Origin of the sequence: Parabacteroides sp. AD58, assembly GCF_023744375.2 — a bacterium.
Taxonomy (GTDB): Bacteria; Bacteroidota; Bacteroidia; order Bacteroidales; family Tannerellaceae; genus Parabacteroides; species Parabacteroides absconsus.
The window spans coordinates 2303174-2323049 of the sequence record NZ_CP146284.1 but is presented as its reverse complement, the minus strand read 5'-3'; the positions used below and the strand labels follow the sequence as shown (position 1 = coordinate 2323049).

The following is a 19876-nucleotide window of genomic DNA, read 5'->3' as shown; positions in this document are numbered from 1 at the left end:
TATGAAATTGAAATATATATTAACTATCGCAGCGGTTACATCACTGACATTATCGTTGAATAGTTGCAAGGATTTTTTGGAACAAGAACCAGATGATGTTTTGACAAATGAACAGATTTTCAACGATGCAGTTATGATTAAATCTGTTTTGGCAAATTATTACGGTCGAATGGAAGGAAAGCAGTGGGGGCAAAGAACGAAAGATGGTGATGGATCATATTCTATGACGATCTTGGATGAGGCTGCGCGTTGTGATGGCGGTCCAGATACTCGTACTGAGTTCGAGGAAGATCGTTGGAGAACTTATGATTATGAGTTTATTCGTGATTTAAATCAATTTTTGGCCGGAATACGTACAACAACAGCTTTGGAAGAAAGTGAGCAGAAGCGGTTAGAGGGTGAAACTCGTTTCCTTCGGGCATGGGTTTATTTCTGCATGGGACGTGGTCTTGGTGGTATGCCTATTGTTGGAGATGAAGTGTTTACATATCCAGGTATGGAAATTGAAAACATGCAAATCCCACGTTCAACAGAAGCTGAACTGTATGATTATATTATTTCTGAGTGTTCTGAGATCGCTGATATGTTACCAGTTGAACCGACAACTAATGCTGCGAGAGCAACAAAATGGGCTGCTTTAATGTTAAAGGCTCGAGCTGCTTTATATGCAGGATCGTTGGCAAACTATAATAATAAAATGCCATCTCCTATAAAAACAGCTGGGGGGGAAGTTGGAATTCCTGCTGATCGTGCACAAGGATATTATCAGACGGCCTTGGAAGCTTCTACTGCAGTTATTAATAGTGGAGTATATACATTGATGACAGATGCGAATGATCCAGGATTAGCATTTTATAATGCTATTAATGTGAAAACTGGTAATACAGAAGTAATATGGTCTTGTGATTATAAATATCCAGGCAAAACGGTTGAATTTACGAAGTTTAATATTCCAGCTTCTCATGCAGAAGATATCGATCGTTGCTATGGTGGACCCATTTTAAATTTGGTAGAAGCTTTTGAATACATTGATAATCGGAATGGTGCAATTAAGATACAAGAAGCGAATGGTGATTATGTATTTTATGATGAACCGGAAGATGCTTTTGCTAATAAAGATGGCCGTTTATGGGGTACTGTAATTTATCCTGGAGCTAATTTTAAGGGAACTGAGGTTGTATTACAGGCTGGACAGTTGATAAAGCAAAATGGTAAATGGACAACTTTAGTATCTACTCAAGATTCTAAAGATGCTAATGGCTTAACTATTACATCTGTGAATGGTCCAATTGCCAATAATAATCAGTATGTTAATAAGACAGGATTCTTTTATCGTAAGTTTATAGATGAAACCTCTTTAGCTTCTACTCGAGGACGTAATTCTGAGTTGTGGTGGCCATATTTCCGTATTGCTGAAGCTTATATGATTGCCTGTGAAGCTTCATTTGAGTTAGGTAATAATGCGGATGCAGTGAAATATATTAATGTGATTCGTGATCGTGCAGGTATTCAGCCATTGGAAAGCGTTACATTAGATGATATTGTTCGAGAAAATCGAGTTGAGTTCGCTTTTGAAGATCATCGTTATTGGGATATGAAACGTTGGCGTTTGGCAGACAAGGTTTGGAATGGTGTTACAAATGATCCAAATGCTCAGCAATGGGCTTTATATCCTTACCGAGTAAATGCTCCTGGAGATCCGGCAGATGGTAAATGGGTATTTATTAAGCAACAGGTAAATACAGAACCATATCCTCGATATTTCCAAATGAAAAATTATTATAATTTTGTAGATTTGAATTGGGTGAATAACAATCCAAAGTTTGTAAAGAATCCGTATCAATAATATAATTAAAATAAGAATATTATGAAAATAATAACAAACATATTTTCAACTGTATTATGCATGCTATTGGCCACGGGTTGTGGTTTGGATAATTATGATGAACCTCAATCGACCTTAGAGGGACGGGTAGTCTATAATAATCAATCAATAGGTGTCAGAGGAACGGCAGATGCTGTGCAGGTTCAATTATATCAGGATGGATATGAAAAGCATGACCCTATTCCTGTCTATTTGACTCAGGATGGTTCTTTCAAGGCTATTTTATTTAATGGGCAATATAAATTAATTACTCGTTCTGGAAATGGACCTTGGCTGAATAGTACTGATACAATAGTAGTGAATGTAAATGGCTATACAACTTGTGAACTGCCTGTAACACCATATTATACATTGGCTGAAGAAAATTTTTCTCTGAATGGAAATATTGTAAATGGTTCAACATTGGTAACTAAAGTCGTAGAAACTTCGTCAATAAGCAGCGCACTTTTACTTGTAAGTGAGACTGCCTTTGTGGATGAAGGTACATATTTAGCTCGTCAGGAATTAACGGATGTTTCGGAAGGTACTTTATCTATGTCTTTAGATTTATCTGGTAATGATGATGCGGCTTCTGCAGTTGCTTTATACGCACGAATTGGTGTAAAGCCAGCAGAATCTGATCAGTATGTTTATACTCCAGTTGTGCAGATAAAATAATTAATAGATTCTTTTTGCTACGGAAGATTTTGTATGATCTTCCGTAGCTTATAAAAACACAAATATTCAGGTTATAAACCTAAAGAACATTATATTAAGACACACGAGAGTGTTTGCAGATTTACAATTTATCATCGATTAAGCACAATATTAGTTTTTGAACTATTTTTCGTAAATCATAGTTTTTCTATAAATCTTGATTGTTTTTATTTATTGATTTAAATAATATCTCCTTAGCTTCACAATGTAAGGACGAATGGTTTCTTCAGGCCTTAAAATAATCCCGTTAATAGAATTCTACTTTAGGAAATAGTGTCTATTTTTGTGAGAAAGAAATACATTGATTTGATATCCATGAAAAAAGTAGCCTTGTTTATATGTTTTGTAATTGTTTGTTCTGTTTGCTCATATGCTCAGCAGCGATGGCATTTGAATCAGAATGGAGGAATCACGTGGAAAATAAAATCGGGAGATAAAGCTCATAGTGATCATATTGAGATGAGTGGCCTAAAAGTCTCAACGGTGGTTCGTTATGGTGTTGATGATGATGGAAGATTCCTTTTGAACAGAGGTATGGTTTGGCCAATGCTTAGAACGATCCCGAATGATACTCATGCAAGTCTGATGCGAAAGTTGAGCTGGAATCCGTTGGAGAATGTGTTGATTAATAATGCTCAGATCAAGGAACAGGTACGTAGTATCTCTTTGGATGGAACGATGGAAGTGGAAAGTGATTTACCTACTCGACAGGGAGTCGTTGGTTTGACGCGCATTTTATTCCCTTCTACAACCCAACCGATGTTTTGTGAGAAATATGTATTGGAGAATAAGGGTAATAAAGTTGTTACTGTCGAGATTAATCAGGTTAAGAATGTAATTACGACTGCTGCTGAGAAAGGCGTAAATGGCAGTTATCGGATTATTCAGGCATTGAATGGAGCAACATATACTTCATTGCAACCCGGGCAGTCCATTTCTTTTTATGCTTATACGGCAGGCTATAAACAGGGAGAATCGGAAGAGACTCCAGATATAGAGCGTGAATTAAGCAAACGCCAGGCTTTCATTCAGGAGTTGTGGGGAAAGTTGGTGTTGAATACTCCAGATCCGGTGATCAATACGATGTTTGCCTTTGCTAAAATCAGAGGAGCAGAAAGTATCTATGATACCGCTTGCGGATTGTTACATGGTCCGGGTGGAGAATCTTATTATGCAGCGATTTGGGCAAATGATCAGGCTGAATATATCAATCCTTTCTTCCCGTTTTTGGGATATGATAAAGGAAATCAATCGGCATTGAATGCTTATTTGCAGTTTGCCCGTTTTATGAATGATGCGTATAAACCTCTGCCTAGTTCGATTATTGCTGAAGGAACGGATGTCTGGGGAGGAGCCGGCGATCGCGGTGATGCTGCCATGATTGCTTATGGAGCTTCGCGATATGCTTTGGAGAGAGGCAGTAAAGAGGAAGCCGAGCAGTTGTGGCCGCTTATTGAGTGGTGTTTGGAATATTGTCATCGGAAGGTGAATGCTGACGGAGTAGTAGCATCTGATTCAGATGAATTGGAAGGGCGTTTCCCGGCTGGTGATGCGAACCTGTGTACATCTTCTTTGTATTATGATGCCCTGAATTCGGCTGTGTATTTGGGGAAAGAATTGAAAAAAGAGAGTAAATTGTTGAAACGGTATGCCAGTGAGGCTAAATCTTTAAGAGCAAATATTGAAAAGTTTTTTGGAGCGGAAGTGGAAGGTTTCCAAACGTATCAATATTATAAAGGAAATGATGTGCTGCGTTCGTGGATTTGCATCCCTTTGACGGTGAATATCTTTGACCGGAAAGATGAAACTGTACGGGCGTTGTTCTCTCCTCGGTTATGGACCGAGAACGGACTTCTGACACAAGCTGGTAGTGAAACGTTTTGGGATCGCTCTACTTTATATGCGCTTCGTGGTGTGTATGCGTGTGGAGAAACAGAAAAGGCAACGGAATATCTGAAGTTTTACTCCGGTCAGCGGTTGTTGGGCGAACATGTTCCTTATGCCATTGAAGCATGGCCGGAAGGTAATCAGCGACATTTGTCGGCTGAAAGTGGACTATATTGCCGGATTATTACAGAAGGTTTGTTTGGTATTCGTCCGACTGGGTTTAAATCGTTTGTCTTGACTCCTCGTTTGCCGGCAGAATGGAATCAGATGAGTCTGAATAGGATTCAGGCATTTGGTAGTGTATTTGACGTTGAGATAAAACGAACGGAGAAAGGACTCTTCGTGGTCGTAGAAACAGATGATAAGATCTGTTGTAAGAAAAACATAAAAGACGGTATGAGTCTTCATATCAAGTTGTAGATTCTTTGTATTCTTTATTAGGGGAAATATTGTCTGGAAATATTGTAGGCAGGTGATTATAAAATGAAAGATATGAAACAATTACATGTAATGGCTTTGGTTTGTTTGGCTGCAGCTTTTTTCTCCTGCTCAGGGAAAAAGTCAGAGGCAAACCAGACGGCAGAGCAATCTGCTAAAACGAATGTCCTTCCGGAATGGGCATTGGGTGGTTTTGTGAGACCGGAAGGCGTGAATCCGATTATTCAGCCTCGGCCAGAGAGTAAATTCAACTGTCCGATGCGGAAAGAACTTGTCGGTTGGGAAGAAAGTGATACCTTTAATCCGGCAGCTACCTTAAAGGGTGATACGATCTGTGTGTTGTATCGGGCAGAAGATAATTCCGCTAAAGGTATTGGTATGCGTACTTCCAGAATTGGTTTGGCTGAGAGTACGGATGGTATTACGATGGTCCGGCATGATAAACCGGTGATGTATCCGGCAGAAGATAATACCAAAGAATTTGAATGGCCGGGCGGTTGTGAAGATCCGCGTGTAGCCATGACGGAAGATGGGCTCTATGTCATGTTATACACCGCTTGGAATCGGGAAGTTCCCCGTTTGTCGGTTGCAACTTCCAGAGATCTGCTTACGTGGGAAAAGCATGGGCCTGCTTTTGCCAAAGCTTATAACGGTCGTTTCAAAGATATGGCTTGCAAGTCCGGTTCGATTGTAACAAAGCTGGTGGATGGCAAGCAGACGATCGCGAAGGTAAATGGGAAATATCTGATGTACTGGGGAGAACACATGGTGGCTGCTGCTACATCCGATGACTTGATCAATTGGGAGCCGGTGTTGGATGATCAAAACGAGCTGCTCGGACTTATTTATCCTCGGGAGAAATACTTTGACAGCGCTTTGACCGAATGTGGTCCTCCGGCAGTAATTACGGAAGATGGTATTCTTTTATTATATAATGGAAAGAACGAAACCAACGAGAAACGAGATCCCCGCTTCAATGCCGGTACATACAGCGCCGGTCAGGTCTTGTTCGATCTTCAGCATCCTTATCAGGCGATCGGGCGATTGGATGTTCCGTTCTTCCGACCTATGGCCGACTTTGAAAAGAGTGGTCAGTATGTGGATGGAACAGTCTTTATCGAAGGCCTGGTATTCTTTAAAGGAAAATGGTATTTGTATTATGGTTGTGCCGATTCAATGGTAGGCGTGGCTGTTTATGATCCACAGAACAAAGCCGATGGGGATATATTGCCTTGATTAAAGGAAATGGCCTGTGGAATTAGGATTTGTCTTTATTGGAGAGGAAAATCAGGCAAGATGCTCTAGGAGAAAACAAAGAGAAACTCTTGCAAATCTAGTATAAAACTCTTGAAAAAACAATTATATATTATTTAATTCACCAATGTGATGTAATCAATTCATATTGGTGAATTAATTGAATTATATTCGTGAATTGATTAATTCACATATGTGAATCAAATAGAAATTAAGGACGAAAGAGATAAATTCCTTGAATAATAGAGTGAATGATAAATTTATTCCTTTAAAAAGGCTGTTATAAGATAAGAGGATGTCGTAATATGCGATTCATCCTCTTTGATTTGTAGATTGTAATATATTCATGGATGAGGAATAATAGGCCCTTGGTTATAACGATCTTTGTGGATCAAATTCTGGATTCCATTGCGTAGAGCTGGACCGAAATCCATCTGAATTTTTATCTTCCCCATTTTGAAGCTGGGCATAATAATTGGATCTGTAATCCATTGTCTACTGAATGGATCATACTTGCGTTGAACGCCTAAGCCCAATCCCATCTTTTCATTCTTGATAGTCAGGTAAGCCCCGTAAGTCGATGTGTTGATGTAAGGATAAGCCGCCATGGATAGATAAAACGGATTCGTCACATATCTACCAAAAGCAGTAACCGAGAGAATTGGATTAAACCGATAAGATAATAATGCGCTAATTCCAATTTGTGTTTCTGGATTATCTGGCATCCAATATTTATAGGCTGCAATACCTGTTTCCACATCGAGTAATCCATAATGTTGGATTAGATTTAGATTTACACTCCTTTGGTCGAATAATCCCCATAAGGATTTTTGGGTATGACTTCCATATAATGAACCATGATCCCATTGCAGCAGATATGCGCCAGCACCTATCTCCATTACATAAGGATTTTCTGCATGTAAATTCAAATCTTTTGACGTAGGAAAATAAACAGACGGATCGAGCATGAATGGGGATAAGGATATCTTTTCTGGTGACTTCAAATGTAATTCATTCTCTTGTCTCACCGGATTCTGAAAGTCAATGGAATTTTCCTGAGAATATACTTGCTGCGTATATCCAATAATGAAGAAGATCAGTTCAAACAGATAAATATTCGTTTTTCTCATTCAATATGTCCTCCTAAAAGAAAATTTCCGTCCTTTTGACTTTCGGATCGTAAAAACCGAGAATGGGATTTTTTAGTTATGCCGGTTGCTCGTATTTCCGACGTTTTGCACGTTTTACGATCTGTTTTAGGAGCAAATATACGAGGAATGATAATAGGTTTGGCCTTTTGGGAGGATTTACTTGATATGCTATTAAACAGATGTTTTATGATCTGTCATTAAAAACTAGAGAAATGGTATGAATTAAAAGAAATCTGTTCGCTTTTATTAGGTAAAACTGTATTTTTGCAACCTATAATATTTGATAAAAACAGAATAGAATTATGGTACATAGAAGCTTGTTAACCCTGATTTCCTTGTTGGTTTTATCCCTTGGAAATGTATTGAGTGCTAAGGAGTATTTAGTCTCATCGCCTGATAAAGCGATTCAGATGAAGCTCGTAGTGGAAGAGAATATTTCGTATGATGTCATGTATCATGGGAAAACATTGATGAAACAGAATCAGATTGCGTTGGAACTGAGTAACGAAGTTTTGGGGCAATCGCCTGTAGTAAAGAAAGTAAAACAGAAGGCTTTTCAAGAGCATATAGACTGTTTTAATTATCGGTGTCCGTCGTTCGATGTGTCTTATAATGAAATGTATGTGACCTTTAAAGGTGATTATGCCCTGGCATTTCGGGTGTATAATGATGGTGTAGCTTATCGGTGGGAAACAAAGAAAAAGGAAGATTTCATTGTCCGCAATGAACAGGCTGACTTCAACTGGGCAGAAGATGACGTTGTTTATCTTCCTTTTACGACATCCGATAAAGATCCGTATGCCATGGCTTTTCAGAATATTTATGCAGTAAGCAAGATCAGTGAGGCGGGTAACAGTAAAATCGCCTTCTTGCCGGTGACTGCTGATTGTGGTGATGGTATTAAGGTGACGATTTTAGAGTCGGATTTGGAGAATTATCCGGGCATGTTTGTCGTAGCTGATCCGAAAGCCCAGGCTTTAAAAGCCGACTTTGCTGAATATCCGGAAGAGTTTGGCGTACATGCTTCACGAGCCATGAAGTATGTAACGAAACGAACCGATTATATCGCCCGTTGCCAGGGTACGCGTTCTTTCCCTTGGCGAATCATGGCGATTACGGGCGATGATACGCAGATGCCGGTGAATAATCTGGTTTATGCGTTGGCTTCTCCGAATCGGATCGGCGATTATTCGTGGGTAAAATCAGGAAAAGTCGCCTGGGACTGGTGGAACGACTGGGGAATCTGGAATGTCGACTTTAAGGCCGGCATTAATATAGATACCTATAAGTACTACATCGACTTTGCCGCAGAAAACAAGATTGGCTATATTGTGCTGGATGAAGGTTGGTATAATCCGAAGAGTGGTGATATGCTGACAGTCATTCCAGAATTGAATCTGGAAGAATTGATTGCTTATGGAAAAAGTAAAGGGGTTGATCTGATTCTTTGGACGGTATTCAATGTATTGGACGATCAGCTGGAAGAAGCCTGCAAGAAATATTCTGCAATGGGTATCCGTGGGTTTAAAGTAGATTTTCTGGACCGGGATGACCAGACTGGCGTTGAAATGGTTTATCGGATTGCCGAGACGGCGGCTAAATATCATCTGACACTGGATCTGCACGGCATTTATAAGCCGACCGGTTTGAACCGGACTTTCCCAAATATTATCAACTTCGAATCGTTGTTTGGCATGGAAGAGATGAAGTGGAGCACGATAGAGAAGGATATGATGGAATATGATGTTACCATGCCGTTTATCCGAATGATGTGTGGACCGGTTGATTATACACCTGGAGCCATGCGAAATGCAACGAAAAAGGATTTCCAGCCGATTTATTATAATCCGATGAGTCAGGGAACTCGTTGTCATCAGCTAGCTGCCTATATCATACATGATTCACCATTGACGATGCTGGCTGATAATCCGACGATTTACAGACAAGAACAGCCTTGTGTTGATTTTATCTGCTCGATTCCTAATACGGGAATTGATGAAACTCGTATCCTTCAGGGGAAAATGGGTGAATATATTGTAACGGCCCGTCGGGTAGGAAATAATTGGTATGTAGGTGGCATGACTGATTGGAATGCTCGGACAATCAATTTGGATTTGTCCTTCCTAGGCGAAGGCTCTTTTCTGTCTACACAATTTTCGGATGGTATAAATGCCGGGAAACAAGCTGCTGATTATAAAAAGACGGAACAAGTGGTAGATCATTCCCGCTCGTTGCAGATACAACTGGCTCCTGGAGGAGGATTTGCCATTTCTTTTATTCGAAAGTAAAATTATAAATAGGTTAAAAGCAGTCAATATTCATTGGCTGCTTTATTTTTATTCTTTTATCAAATGAAATAATAATGATTTAAAAGATAAATTCGCCAATTAATTTGAAATATTAAATAATTAGTTTATTTTTGTCTTGCCTAAATAATAATAGTACAGATATGAAAGACAACAAGATTATCGGATCAAAGATCCAACATATACGAGAAACAAAACAGCTTTCGATTGAGGATGTAGCTGAAAGATCAGGTTTGAGTGTGGAGCAGATTCAACGCATTGAAGATAATGTGGATTTTCCGTCATTAGCACCACTAATTAAAATTGCCCGTGTTTTAGGGGTTCGTTTAGGAACATTCTTGGATGACCAGTCTCAATTGGGACCGGTTGTCTGTCGGAAAGGCGATATCGTTGGAGATGGAATTGGGTTTACCAATAACAATACGGAAGGCCGCAAGCACATGGCTTATCATTCTTTGTCGCAGGACAAATCGGGTCGCCACATGGAACCGTTTATGATTGATGTGGCTCCGTCGGCAGAAGGTGAAAGTTTCGTTCCTTCTTCACACGAAGGAGAAGAATTTATCTATGTCTTGGAAGGTAAGCTGGAAATTGTATATGGAAAGAATGCGTATCAGTTGGAAGCTGGTGACAGTATTTATTATGATTCGATTGTTGCCCATCATGTACATGCAGCAAAAGGTTCTTCTGCCCGGATTCTGGGCGTAGTATATACCCCGTATTAATAGAATCAGGTTATGTTAGCTTTACAGAATAAGACGTTAGGGCAGTGGCTGGAGCATTGGGCTGCTGTTTCGCCAGATAAAGAATATATTGTTTATTCGGACCGTGACCTCCGGTTTACTTGGAAAGAATTCAATGAACGGGTTGACCGGATGGCAAAAGGTATGCTGTCTATTGGAGTAGAACATGGAACTCATGTCGGAATCTGGGCGACGAATGTGCCAGACTGGTTGACATTCCTGTATGCAGCTGCCAAGATCGGTGCAGTTGCCGTGACGGTTAATACGAACTACAAACAGAGCGAATTGGAATTCCTGGTTGAGAATGCAGATATTCATACCTTGTGTATTACCGATGGTGTTTTCGATGGCAGTTATATAGATATGGTATATACAATGCTTCCGGAATTAAGGGAATCACAGCGTGGTTATCTCAAGAGCAAGCGCTTCCCGAAACTGAAGAATGTGGTATATATCGGTCAGGAGAAATTCCGCGGTATGTATAATACACCGGAATTATTGTTATTGGGAGAGAACATCAGCGATGAAATCTTAGACGAGGCAAAAGCTAAAGTAGATTGCCAGGATGTGGTGAATATGCAATATACTTCGGGAACGACTGGTTTCCCGAAAGGAGTGATGCTGACGCATTATAATATTGCAAATAATGGATTCCTGACAGGAGAACACATGAAGTTTACTTCCGACGATAAGCTATGTTGCTGTGTGCCGCTCTTCCATTGCTTTGGTGTGGTGCTGGCGTCGATGAATGTGTTGACTCACGGTTGCACACAAGTTATGGTGGAAAAGTTTGATCCGCTGGTGGTATTAGCTTCCATTCATAAAGAACGCTGTACGGCAGTTTACGGCGTACCTACGATGTTTATTGCCGAGTTGAATCATCCGATGTTCAGTATGTTTGATCTGACTTCTTTACGTACAGGCATTATGGCCGGTTCGTTATGTCCGATCGAACTGATGAAGCAGGTGGAAGAAAAGATGTTTATGCGGGTAACGAGTGTGTATGGATTAACAGAGACTTCTCCCGGGATGACACACTCCAGAATAGATGATCCTGCAGAAGTGAGGTATACAACAGTAGGCCATGATTATGAGTTTACCGAAGTTCGGGTAATTGATCCGGAAACGGGTGAAGAATGTCCGGTAGGCGTGCAGGGTGAAATGTGCAACCGCGGTTATAATACGATGAAAGGATATTATAACAATCCGGAAGCAACTGCCGAAGTCATAGATAAAAACGGTTTTCTGCACAGCGGTGACTTAGGAGTAAAAGATGAAAACGGTAATTACCGTATTACCGGTCGTATTAAAGATATGATCATTCGAGGAGGTGAGAATATCTATCCTCGGGAACTGGAAGAATTCCTGTATCATCTTGAAGGAGTAAAAGATGTACAGGTGGCAGCCATTCCTTCGAAGAAGTATGGGGAAGAAGTGGGAGCCTTTATCATCTTGCACGAAGGTGTAACCATGACAGAGGATGTGGTGAAAGACTTCTGCCGTGGAAAGATTGCCCGTCATAAGATTCCCAAATATGTGTTCTTTGTAGATACTTTCCCGATGACAGGTAGTGGAAAGATCCAGAAGTTCAAGTTGAAAGATTTGGGATTGAAGTTATTGGCAGAAAAGGGAATTATTCCCGTATAATATTAGATTAGAATAAGGATTGGATGAGTCCGAAGAATAGAGATTGTTATCTGATATTCTTCGGACAATTCATATATTTATCAACCACGGTCAGGAATTGATGAAAGCGCGCATTTCCTTTACCTTTCAAAGCTCAGTTTTGATTATAAATATGTAAATTTGTAACATTAAAAACTGAACAGATATGCGTTACTATTCCATTATAATCCCTGTGTATAATCGTCCGGATGAAGTAGATGATTTATTGTATAGTTTAACCTTACAAACATACACGAACTTTGAGATTTTAGTAATTGAGGATGGTTCAACCGTACCTTGTCAGTCTGTGGTAGAACGGTATGAGAAAAAGTTGAAGATACGTTATTTTACCATTCCCAATGGCGGACCGAGCGTGGCTCGTAATTATGGTGCGCGTATCAGTGAAGGAGAATACCTTTTGATTCTTGATTCAGATTGTATCGTTCCGGAGACTTATTTGGAAGCAATCGAGCAGTCATTGAATGAGACGCCAGCTGATGCGTTTGGCGGACCGGATTGTGCGCATCCGTCCTTTAATGCGATGCAGAAAGCTATCAGCTATGCGATGACTTCTTTCTTCACCACGGGTGGAATTCGCGGTGGAAAGAAAAAACTGGATCAGTTTTATCCTCGAAGCTTCAATATGGGAATCCGGCGGGATGTATTTATAAAGCTGGATGGATTTGATACCTCGATGCGCTATGGCGAGGATATTGATTTTAGTACCCGGATTATTCAGGCCGGTTATGTTACCCGGTTATTCCCGAATGCATACGTATACCACAAACGGCGTACACGCCTGAAGCAGTTTTTCCGTCAGGTAGAACATTCAGGAGAAGCCCGGATTGTTTTGTCACAGAAATATCCTTCCACATTAAAGCTTGTTCATTGCTTGCCCGCCGTTTTTGTCGTAGGTGTAATCGGGCTTTGCTTGTTGGGTATTTTCTTTCCATGGCTCTATTCGCTGTTGCTGCTTTATGTTCTACTCCTGTTTGTGGACGCGACTTGCGCGTATCGAGGAAATATTGGAATCGGTGTCTTGGCCGTGGCCGCTTCTTTTACCCAATTGTTTGGTTATGGAACGGGTTTCATCCGGGCCTGGTGGAGATGGAAAATGAAGAAAAAATAGAATGCAGAATAAATAAACTGAAGAACTTTCAATCACAAAAACTTACAAACTCAAAATGACAAAAGATATTACAACAGATAAAGTAACAGATGATTTGCGCTATTTGCAGTTGTTGTCACGCAGTTTCCCCACGATTGCTGACGCAAGTACGGAAATCATCAATTTGGAAGCTATCTTGAATTTGCCGAAAGGTACAGAGCATTTCCTTTCGGATCTTCATGGTGAATATCAGGCTTTCAATCATGTCTTGAGAAATGCTTCTGGCTCTATCAAGCGGAAAGTAGACGAAATATTCAACAACACAATGCGTGAAGGCGAGAAGAAAGATTTGTGTACGCTGATTTATTATCCGGAAGGAAAATTAGTGCGGGTTAAATCGGTTGAGAAAGATCTGGATGATTGGTATATGATTACTTTGAATCAGCTGGTGAAAGTCTGTCGTAATGTCTCTTCCAAATACACACGGTCGAAGGTTCGGAAGGCTCTGCCTCGTGAGTTTTCCTATATTATTCAGGAATTATTGCATGAATCATTGCAGGAACCGAATAAATCAGCTTATGTTGATCAGATCATTCATACGATTATCTCTACCGGGCGGGCTGATGACTTTATTATCGCCATGTGTAATTTGATACAAAGGCTGACCATCGATTCTTTACATATTATCGGTGATATTTATGACCGTGGTCCCGGTGCTCATATCATTATGGATACATTGTGTGATTATCATAACTGTGATATCCAGTGGGGAAATCATGATATGCTTTGGATGGGCGCAGCTGCCGGTAATTTAGGAAGTATGGCCAATGTAATCCGGATGTGTTTGCGTTATGGAAATCTGGCGACGTTGGAAGATGGTTATGGTATTAATCTGCTGCCTTTGGCAACATTTGCCATGGAGACGTACGCAGATGATCCGTGCGAACTTTTTATTCCCCGTACTACGGCTGGAGATACGATTTACGATGCGAAGACAGTTCGTCTGATCGCTCAGATGCACAAGGCCATTTCGATAGTCCAATATAAGCTGGAAGGAGATATTATCCGCCGTCGTCCGGAATTTGAAATGGACGATCGTCTGTTGTTGCATCGGATCAATCTGGAAAAAGGAACAATCCGTCTGAACGGACAGGATTATGAATTGAAGGATAAAAACTGGCCGACTTTAGATCCGAAAGATCCTTATCGTCTGTCGATTGATGAGGAAGATATGATACGCCGTATCCAGCGGTCGTTCGAAGGAAGTGAGAAACTGCGTAAACATATGCTTTGTCTGTTCCGTCATGGCAGTATGTATAAGGTTTGCAATTCGAATTTGCTGTTTCATGCTTCAGTACCGATGAATAGTGATGGAACATTGAAAGAGGTGAAAATCGATGGAGAATGTTTCAAGGGAAAGGCATTATTAGACAAAGTGGACCAGCTGGTCAGAACGGCTTATTTTGATCCGGAAGATTCGCCTCAGAAGCAGTTTGCCATGGATTACATCTGGTATTTGTGGTGCGGAAAGGATTCTCCGCTGTTTGATAAGAGCCGTATGGCAACCTTTGAACGCTGTTTTCTGGCAGACAAGGAATTGCAGAAGGAAGAAAAGGGTGCTTATTATTCGTTGCGTGAAGAAGAAGCTATCTGCGACAGGTTGTTGGATGAGTTTGGTGTAACAGGTGAGCATCGGCATATTGTAAATGGTCATGTGCCTGTCCGTTCCATTAAAGGAGAAAATCCGATTAAGGCCAATGGCAAGTTAATAGTCATTGATGGAGGATTTTCTAAAGCCTATCATTCAGAAACCGGAATAGCCGGCTATACACTGGTGTATCATTCTCGGGGATTCCAGTTGGTTCAGCACGAGCCATTCCAGTCAACAGCAAAGGCAATTGAAGAAGGACTGGATATTCGGTCTACAACAATCGTGGTTGAACTGAGTGCTCATCGTCAGATGGTAAAAGATACGGATAAAGGCGTTGAATTGAAACAGCAGATTCATGATTTGGAGAATCTTTTGTATGCATACAGAAACGGACTGCTGCAAGAACGGGAACGAGAGTTGAGGTATTATTATAGATACTGATGTAACGTAGAAGACGGTTTAGGTATAATTAACAGAGTGCCTGCAACATTTTAGAGCGAAAAGTTGTCTTATAAGTACAATGTAATTAACTAAACAAGAAAAGAATATGAAAAGATTAATAATGATGTTGGTCGCATTCCTGTTGGTAGGAACAGGGGCGATGATGGCTCAGGAAGATACGAAAGCAGCCAGAAAAGCAGCCAAAGAGGCTGAAAAGGCAGAACGGGAAGCTCAGGAAATGTTGGCTTTTGAAGCTGCCAAGAAAGCGTTGTTTGCTAAAGATTTCGTGTTGGAAGCTGAACGGGTCGAATTCAAGCGGGGTAATTTTAAATATGTAACGCCGAGCACAAACTTCGTTTCTCTGGTAGACGGAAAAGCTACGGTACAGCTGGCGTTTGATGGTGCTGTTTTTTCCGGTCCGAATGGAATAGGAGGTATCACGGTAGAAGGAACGCCTTCGAATGTAGAAGTAGAGACAGACAAGAAAGGCAATGTCAATTTTAAGATGATGGTACAGGGCATTGGTATATCTGCTTCTATTACAGTCCGGATGATTAAAGGATCGGCTAAGTGTACGGCTACTGTTTCTCCGAATTTTAGCAGCAACCGGGTTTCATTTACCGGAACAGTTTACCCGAGCGAATCGTCTTCCGTATTTAAAGGTCGGACGTTGTAAAATATAAGATAGTTTGAGCGGAATTCGAAACTAACGAATTCTATGAAAGAAAGTCACGAGATTTAAAATCGATTCTCGTGACTTTTTTTGTAAACTTTTGTAGCTTTGTGAATCGAAAAAATGATCTTGAATTATGCAGTTATCTTTAGAACAGAAAGACATGAATAAATTCCTGATGATAGGAGACAAAGTACTTATTAAACCGAAAAACCCGGAAAGTCAGACGAAGACGGGACTTTATTTGCCTCCATCGGTACAGGAAAAGGAGAAAATACAGGCTGGATACATTCTTAAAGTAGGTCCGGGTTATCCGCTTCCGGCACAAAATGAAGAAAGAGAAGTCTGGGAAAAGAAGGAAGAAGAAGTCCGTTATTTGCCATTGCAGGCACAAGAGGGCGATTTGGCTATTTATCTTCAGAACGCGGCCTATGAAATCAGTTTTAATGATGAAAAATACCTGATCGTACCTCATTCTGCTATATTAATGCTGGTTCGGGATGAAGGATTGTTTGAATAATCAGAATTATTCTTGACATAAGTCATTTTACTTAATAAAATAGCGTATATTTGTTTTCAATAAATCAATACAACCATTCGAAAAATGCGATTATATGAATAAAATAGTTGGTAAAGAGTTTTTCTCAGAAAAAGTAGTGAAGCTTGAAGTAGAAGCTCCTTTAATTGCCCGTTCTCGGAAAGCCGGGCATTTCGTGATTGTACGTGTGGGAGAAAAAGGTGAACGTATGCCTTTGACCATCGCTGAAGCCGATGTAAAAAAAGGTACAATTACGCTGGTCGTCCAGGAAGTCGGTCTCTCTTCTACCAAGCTTTGCCAGCTGGAAGTTGGTGATTATATAACCGATGTGGTTGGTCCGTTGGGGCAGGCAACCCATATTGAAAAGTTTGGTACAGTGGTTTGTGCTGGCGGTGGTGTAGGCGTTGCGCCGATGTTGCCTATCGTGCAGGCTTTGAAGGCTGCGGGAAACCGGGTTATTACGGTTTTGGCCGGACGAACCAAAGAGCTGATTATTCTGGAGAAAGAAATGCGGGCCAGTTCGGATGAGGTCATCATCATGACGGATGATGGTTCATATGGTCAGAAAGGATTGGTAACAGAAGGTGTAGAAGCTGTTATCAAACGGGAGAAAGTAGATAAGTGCTTCGCTATCGGTCCGGCTATTATGATGAAATTTGTCTGTTTGCTGACAAAGAAATATAATATCCCAACAGATGTCTCCTTAAATACCATCATGGTAGATGGTACAGGTATGTGTGGTGCCTGTCGTATTACTGTGGGTGGAAAGACGAAATTCGTTTGTGTGGATGGTCCGGAATTTGATGGTCATCAGGTCGATTTCGACGAAATGCTCAAGCGAATGGGCGCATTCAAGGATATCGAACAGAAAGAGATTCATAAACTGGATCATCTGGAAGAAGCACATGCCGCAGCCTTGAATGATCGTACAGCGCCATGGCGGGAAGAATTACGTAAGGCGATGAAACCGAAAGAACGGACGGCTATTCCGCGTGTCAAGATGAATGAACTAGATCCGGAATATCGTTCTCATACACGTTTGGAAGAAGTAAATCAGGGATTAACAGCCGAACAGGCTCGTACGGAAGCCAGCCGTTGTTTGGATTGCGCCAATCCGACTTGTATGACCGGTTGTCCAGTAGGTATCAATATTCCTTCTTTCATCAAGAATATTGAGCGGGGCGAATTCCTTGAGGCCGCCAAAGTATTAAAGGAAACCAGTGCTCTGCCTGCTGTATGTGGTCGGGTTTGCCCCCAGGAAAAGCAGTGTGAGTCAAAGTGTATTCATCTGAAGATGGGGCATGAAGCCGTAGCCATTGGTTATCTGGAGCGTTTTGCTGCCGATTATGAACGGGAAAGCGGTCTGATCTCTTTACCGGAAGTAGCACAGCCGAATGGCATCAAAGTCGCTGTTATCGGTTCAGGTCCTGCCGGTCTTTCATTCGCCGGCGATATGGCTAAATTCGGTTACGCCGTGACTGTCTTTGAAGCCTTGCACGAGATTGGCGGTGTGTTGAAGTATGGCATTCCTGAATTCCGTTTACCTAATAAGATTGTAGATGTAGAAATTGAAAACCTTTCGAAGTTGGGTGTTACTTTTGTAAAGGACTGCATTGTCGGCAAGACAATCAGTGTGGACGATCTGAAAGCGGATGGTTTCCAGGGAATCTTTGTGGCATCTGGTGCCGGTCTGCCTAACTTCATGAATATTCCGGGTGAGAACTCCATCAATATCATGTCGTCTAACGAATATCTGACTCGTGTTAACCTGATGGATGCGGCGAATCCCGAATCGGATACGCCAGTCGCCTTTGGTAAACGTGTAGCAGTGATTGGCGGCGGTAATACGGCTATGGATTCAGTCCGTACGGCAAAGCGTCTGGGAGCAGAGAAGGCGATGATCATTTATCGTCGTTCGGAACAGGAAATGCCAGCTCGTTTGGAAGAAGTAAAGCATGCGAAGGAAGAAGGTGTTGAATTCTTGACCTTGCATAATCCGATTGAATATTTGGCCGATGAAAAGGGACGTGTCAAGCAAGTTGTACTTCAGAAGATGGAATTAGGAGAGCCTGACGCTTCAGGTCGTCGGAGTCCGGTGCCGATCCCAGGTGCAACCGAGACTTTGGATATAGATCTGGCGATTGTCAGTGTGGGTGTTTCTCCGAATCCGATAGTTCCGCATTCTATTCCGGGATTGGAATTGGGGCGGAAAGGAACGATCGCCGTCAATGAAAATATGGAATCATCTATTCCGATGATTTATGCCGGTGGTGATATCGTTCGTGGTGGTGCCACCGTAATCTTGGCCATGGGCGACGGACGTCGGGCTGCTGCAGCTATGCATCGGCAGTTAACCCAGAGTAAATGATGACGGGGAATTGATCCATCCCGGTTAAAAGGATAAAAGGAAAGTCCGGTTACAGGAAGAGTTGCCTGTATGACCGGACTTTTTATTTTGCGTTTCCGTTCCGATATTCCTATATGCTTTCCAAACGGATACTTTTTATGATATATCTTTTTTCGAACGGTATTTTGAAGGTGTCATGCCTAAATGCTTTTTCGTGAATTTGGTAAAGAATGACAAATTGGGAAATTCAAATTCCAAGGCTATTTCTTTAATGCTTTTGCTGGAATACTTTAGTTCATATTTGATACATTCTATAGCGTGTTCATTGATGATGGCAAGAGCATTTTTCCCTCTGATCTGCTTGATGATACGAGATAAATATTTAGAAGAGTAACACAATTTGTTGGCGTAATAAGTCACAGAACGGTGTTTCCCACTATCGGCCATAAGTTCTTCCATGAATCGCTTGAATACAAAATCGGCTTGTTTGAGTTGAGTCGAATTGTTGGTTAAACTCTGATCGGGCAGTTTTATATTTTGATTGATGATTGCCATCATTTCACAGAAGAATGCTCCAAAAAGAAACTGTAATATTTCTTTTTTGTCTTCCAATAGATGTGTCTGAATGCGGGAATTGATCAGCGACCGATACTGGTTAAAGAAAACGACCTCTTCTTTATTTAAATGCTTGACGGGATTGTTATGAATATGATGCATTATTTTCCAATGATTCTTCTCGAATTGTAAGGTTCGCTGTAAAAAAGGCGTAGATAAGCAGACGAATTCAACAACGTGGTTAGGCGAAGCCAGAATTTTACCGATGATATGATTGGGTGGACTTAGCAGCAGGTCATTTTTCTGTAATTCGTAATTCTGGTCGTTCAATTCGATCTGAATATGCCCTTCCAGGCAGAATAACATGAGAAACAAATCTAATTTAATTTTATCATTTCCTAACAAAAGATGGTCAAGGCTATTACTTACCACAAGATAGTCGTCGGCGTAACTGTTGTTGTGGTCATATTCTTTTAGCTTTTCTATGTTTACATGAATTATGTCTTGTTGTTCCATATTCCTAATTTTTGGTAGCAAA

At 41.0% G+C, this 19876-nt stretch carries 14 protein-coding genes; 12 read left to right on the top strand and 2 right to left on the bottom strand.

What is annotated here, in order from left to right:
• The first annotated feature begins 1 nt into the window (after position 1).
• The 4 genes from NEE14_RS10110 to NEE14_RS10095 all read left to right on the top strand — a co-directional run bounded on the left by NEE14_RS10110 (position 2) and on the right by NEE14_RS10095 (position 6142).
• The gene (locus NEE14_RS10110) at positions 2–1846 is read left to right on the top strand and encodes a RagB/SusD family nutrient uptake outer membrane protein (protein ID WP_251967579.1); all 1845 of its coding nucleotides are present in this window, start codon (positions 2–4) and stop codon (positions 1844–1846) included.
• Between the two features lie 21 nt (positions 1847–1867).
• Complete coding sequence (locus NEE14_RS10105) at positions 1868–2542, top strand: DUF3823 domain-containing protein (RefSeq protein ID WP_251967578.1); 675 nt, start codon at positions 1868–1870, stop codon at positions 2540–2542.
• Between the two features lie 354 nt (positions 2543–2896).
• A complete protein-coding gene (locus tag NEE14_RS10100) occupies positions 2897–4888 on the top strand; it encodes a hypothetical protein (protein WP_251967615.1) in 1992 nt (663 codons plus the stop codon).
• Between the two features lie 72 nt (positions 4889–4960).
• Positions 4961–6142: a glycoside hydrolase family 130 protein gene (locus NEE14_RS10095; RefSeq protein WP_422394649.1), complete on the top strand. Its 1182-nt coding sequence runs from the start codon at positions 4961–4963 to the stop codon at positions 6140–6142.
• A gap of 362 nt (positions 6143–6504) precedes the next feature.
• On the opposite strand, the gene NEE14_RS10090 is transcribed toward NEE14_RS10095, so the two are convergent.
• Positions 6505–7290, bottom strand: coding sequence for a hypothetical protein (locus tag NEE14_RS10090; protein ID WP_251967576.1), 786 nt, complete (start codon positions 7288–7290; stop codon positions 6505–6507).
• A gap of 323 nt (positions 7291–7613) precedes the next feature.
• Between NEE14_RS10090 and NEE14_RS10085 the strand changes: the two genes are divergently transcribed.
• The 8 genes from NEE14_RS10085 to NEE14_RS10050 all read left to right on the top strand — a co-directional run bounded on the left by NEE14_RS10085 (position 7614) and on the right by NEE14_RS10050 (position 18804).
• Positions 7614–9599, top strand: a complete 1986-nt coding sequence (locus NEE14_RS10085; RefSeq protein ID WP_251967575.1) for a glycoside hydrolase family 97 protein — start codon at positions 7614–7616, stop codon at positions 9597–9599.
• A 161-nt stretch (positions 9600–9760) separates the two neighbouring features.
• The gene (locus NEE14_RS10080; protein ID WP_251967574.1) at positions 9761–10342 is read left to right on the top strand and encodes a helix-turn-helix domain-containing protein; all 582 of its coding nucleotides are present in this window, start codon (positions 9761–9763) and stop codon (positions 10340–10342) included.
• Positions 10343–10354: 12 nt separating this feature from the next.
• A complete protein-coding gene (locus tag NEE14_RS10075) occupies positions 10355–12007 on the top strand; it encodes an AMP-binding protein (protein WP_251967573.1) in 1653 nt (550 codons plus the stop codon).
• Between the two features lie 184 nt (positions 12008–12191).
• On the top strand, positions 12192–13154 hold the full coding sequence (locus tag NEE14_RS10070) for a glycosyltransferase (protein ID WP_251967572.1): 963 nt from the start codon (positions 12192–12194) through the stop codon (positions 13152–13154).
• Between the two features lie 55 nt (positions 13155–13209).
• Entirely contained in the window at positions 13210–15225 is a 2016-nt protein-coding gene (locus tag NEE14_RS10065; RefSeq protein ID WP_251967571.1) for a fructose-1,6-bisphosphatase, read from the top strand.
• A gap of 106 nt (positions 15226–15331) precedes the next feature.
• A complete protein-coding gene (locus tag NEE14_RS10060; RefSeq protein ID WP_251967570.1) occupies positions 15332–15901 on the top strand; it encodes a DUF4251 domain-containing protein in 570 nt (189 codons plus the stop codon).
• Positions 15902–16034: 133 nt separating this feature from the next.
• Complete coding sequence (locus NEE14_RS10055; RefSeq protein WP_251967569.1) at positions 16035–16418, top strand: co-chaperone GroES; 384 nt, start codon at positions 16035–16037, stop codon at positions 16416–16418.
• Between the two features lie 94 nt (positions 16419–16512).
• The gene (locus tag NEE14_RS10050) at positions 16513–18804 is read left to right on the top strand and encodes a bifunctional dihydroorotate dehydrogenase B NAD binding subunit/NADPH-dependent glutamate synthase (protein WP_251967568.1); all 2292 of its coding nucleotides are present in this window, start codon (positions 16513–16515) and stop codon (positions 18802–18804) included.
• Between the two features lie 135 nt (positions 18805–18939).
• Here NEE14_RS10050 and NEE14_RS10045 read toward each other — a convergent pair whose 3' ends face one another.
• Positions 18940–19854, bottom strand: coding sequence for an AraC family transcriptional regulator (locus tag NEE14_RS10045; RefSeq protein WP_251967567.1), 915 nt, complete (start codon positions 19852–19854; stop codon positions 18940–18942).
• Between the last annotated feature and the right edge of the window lie 22 nt (positions 19855–19876).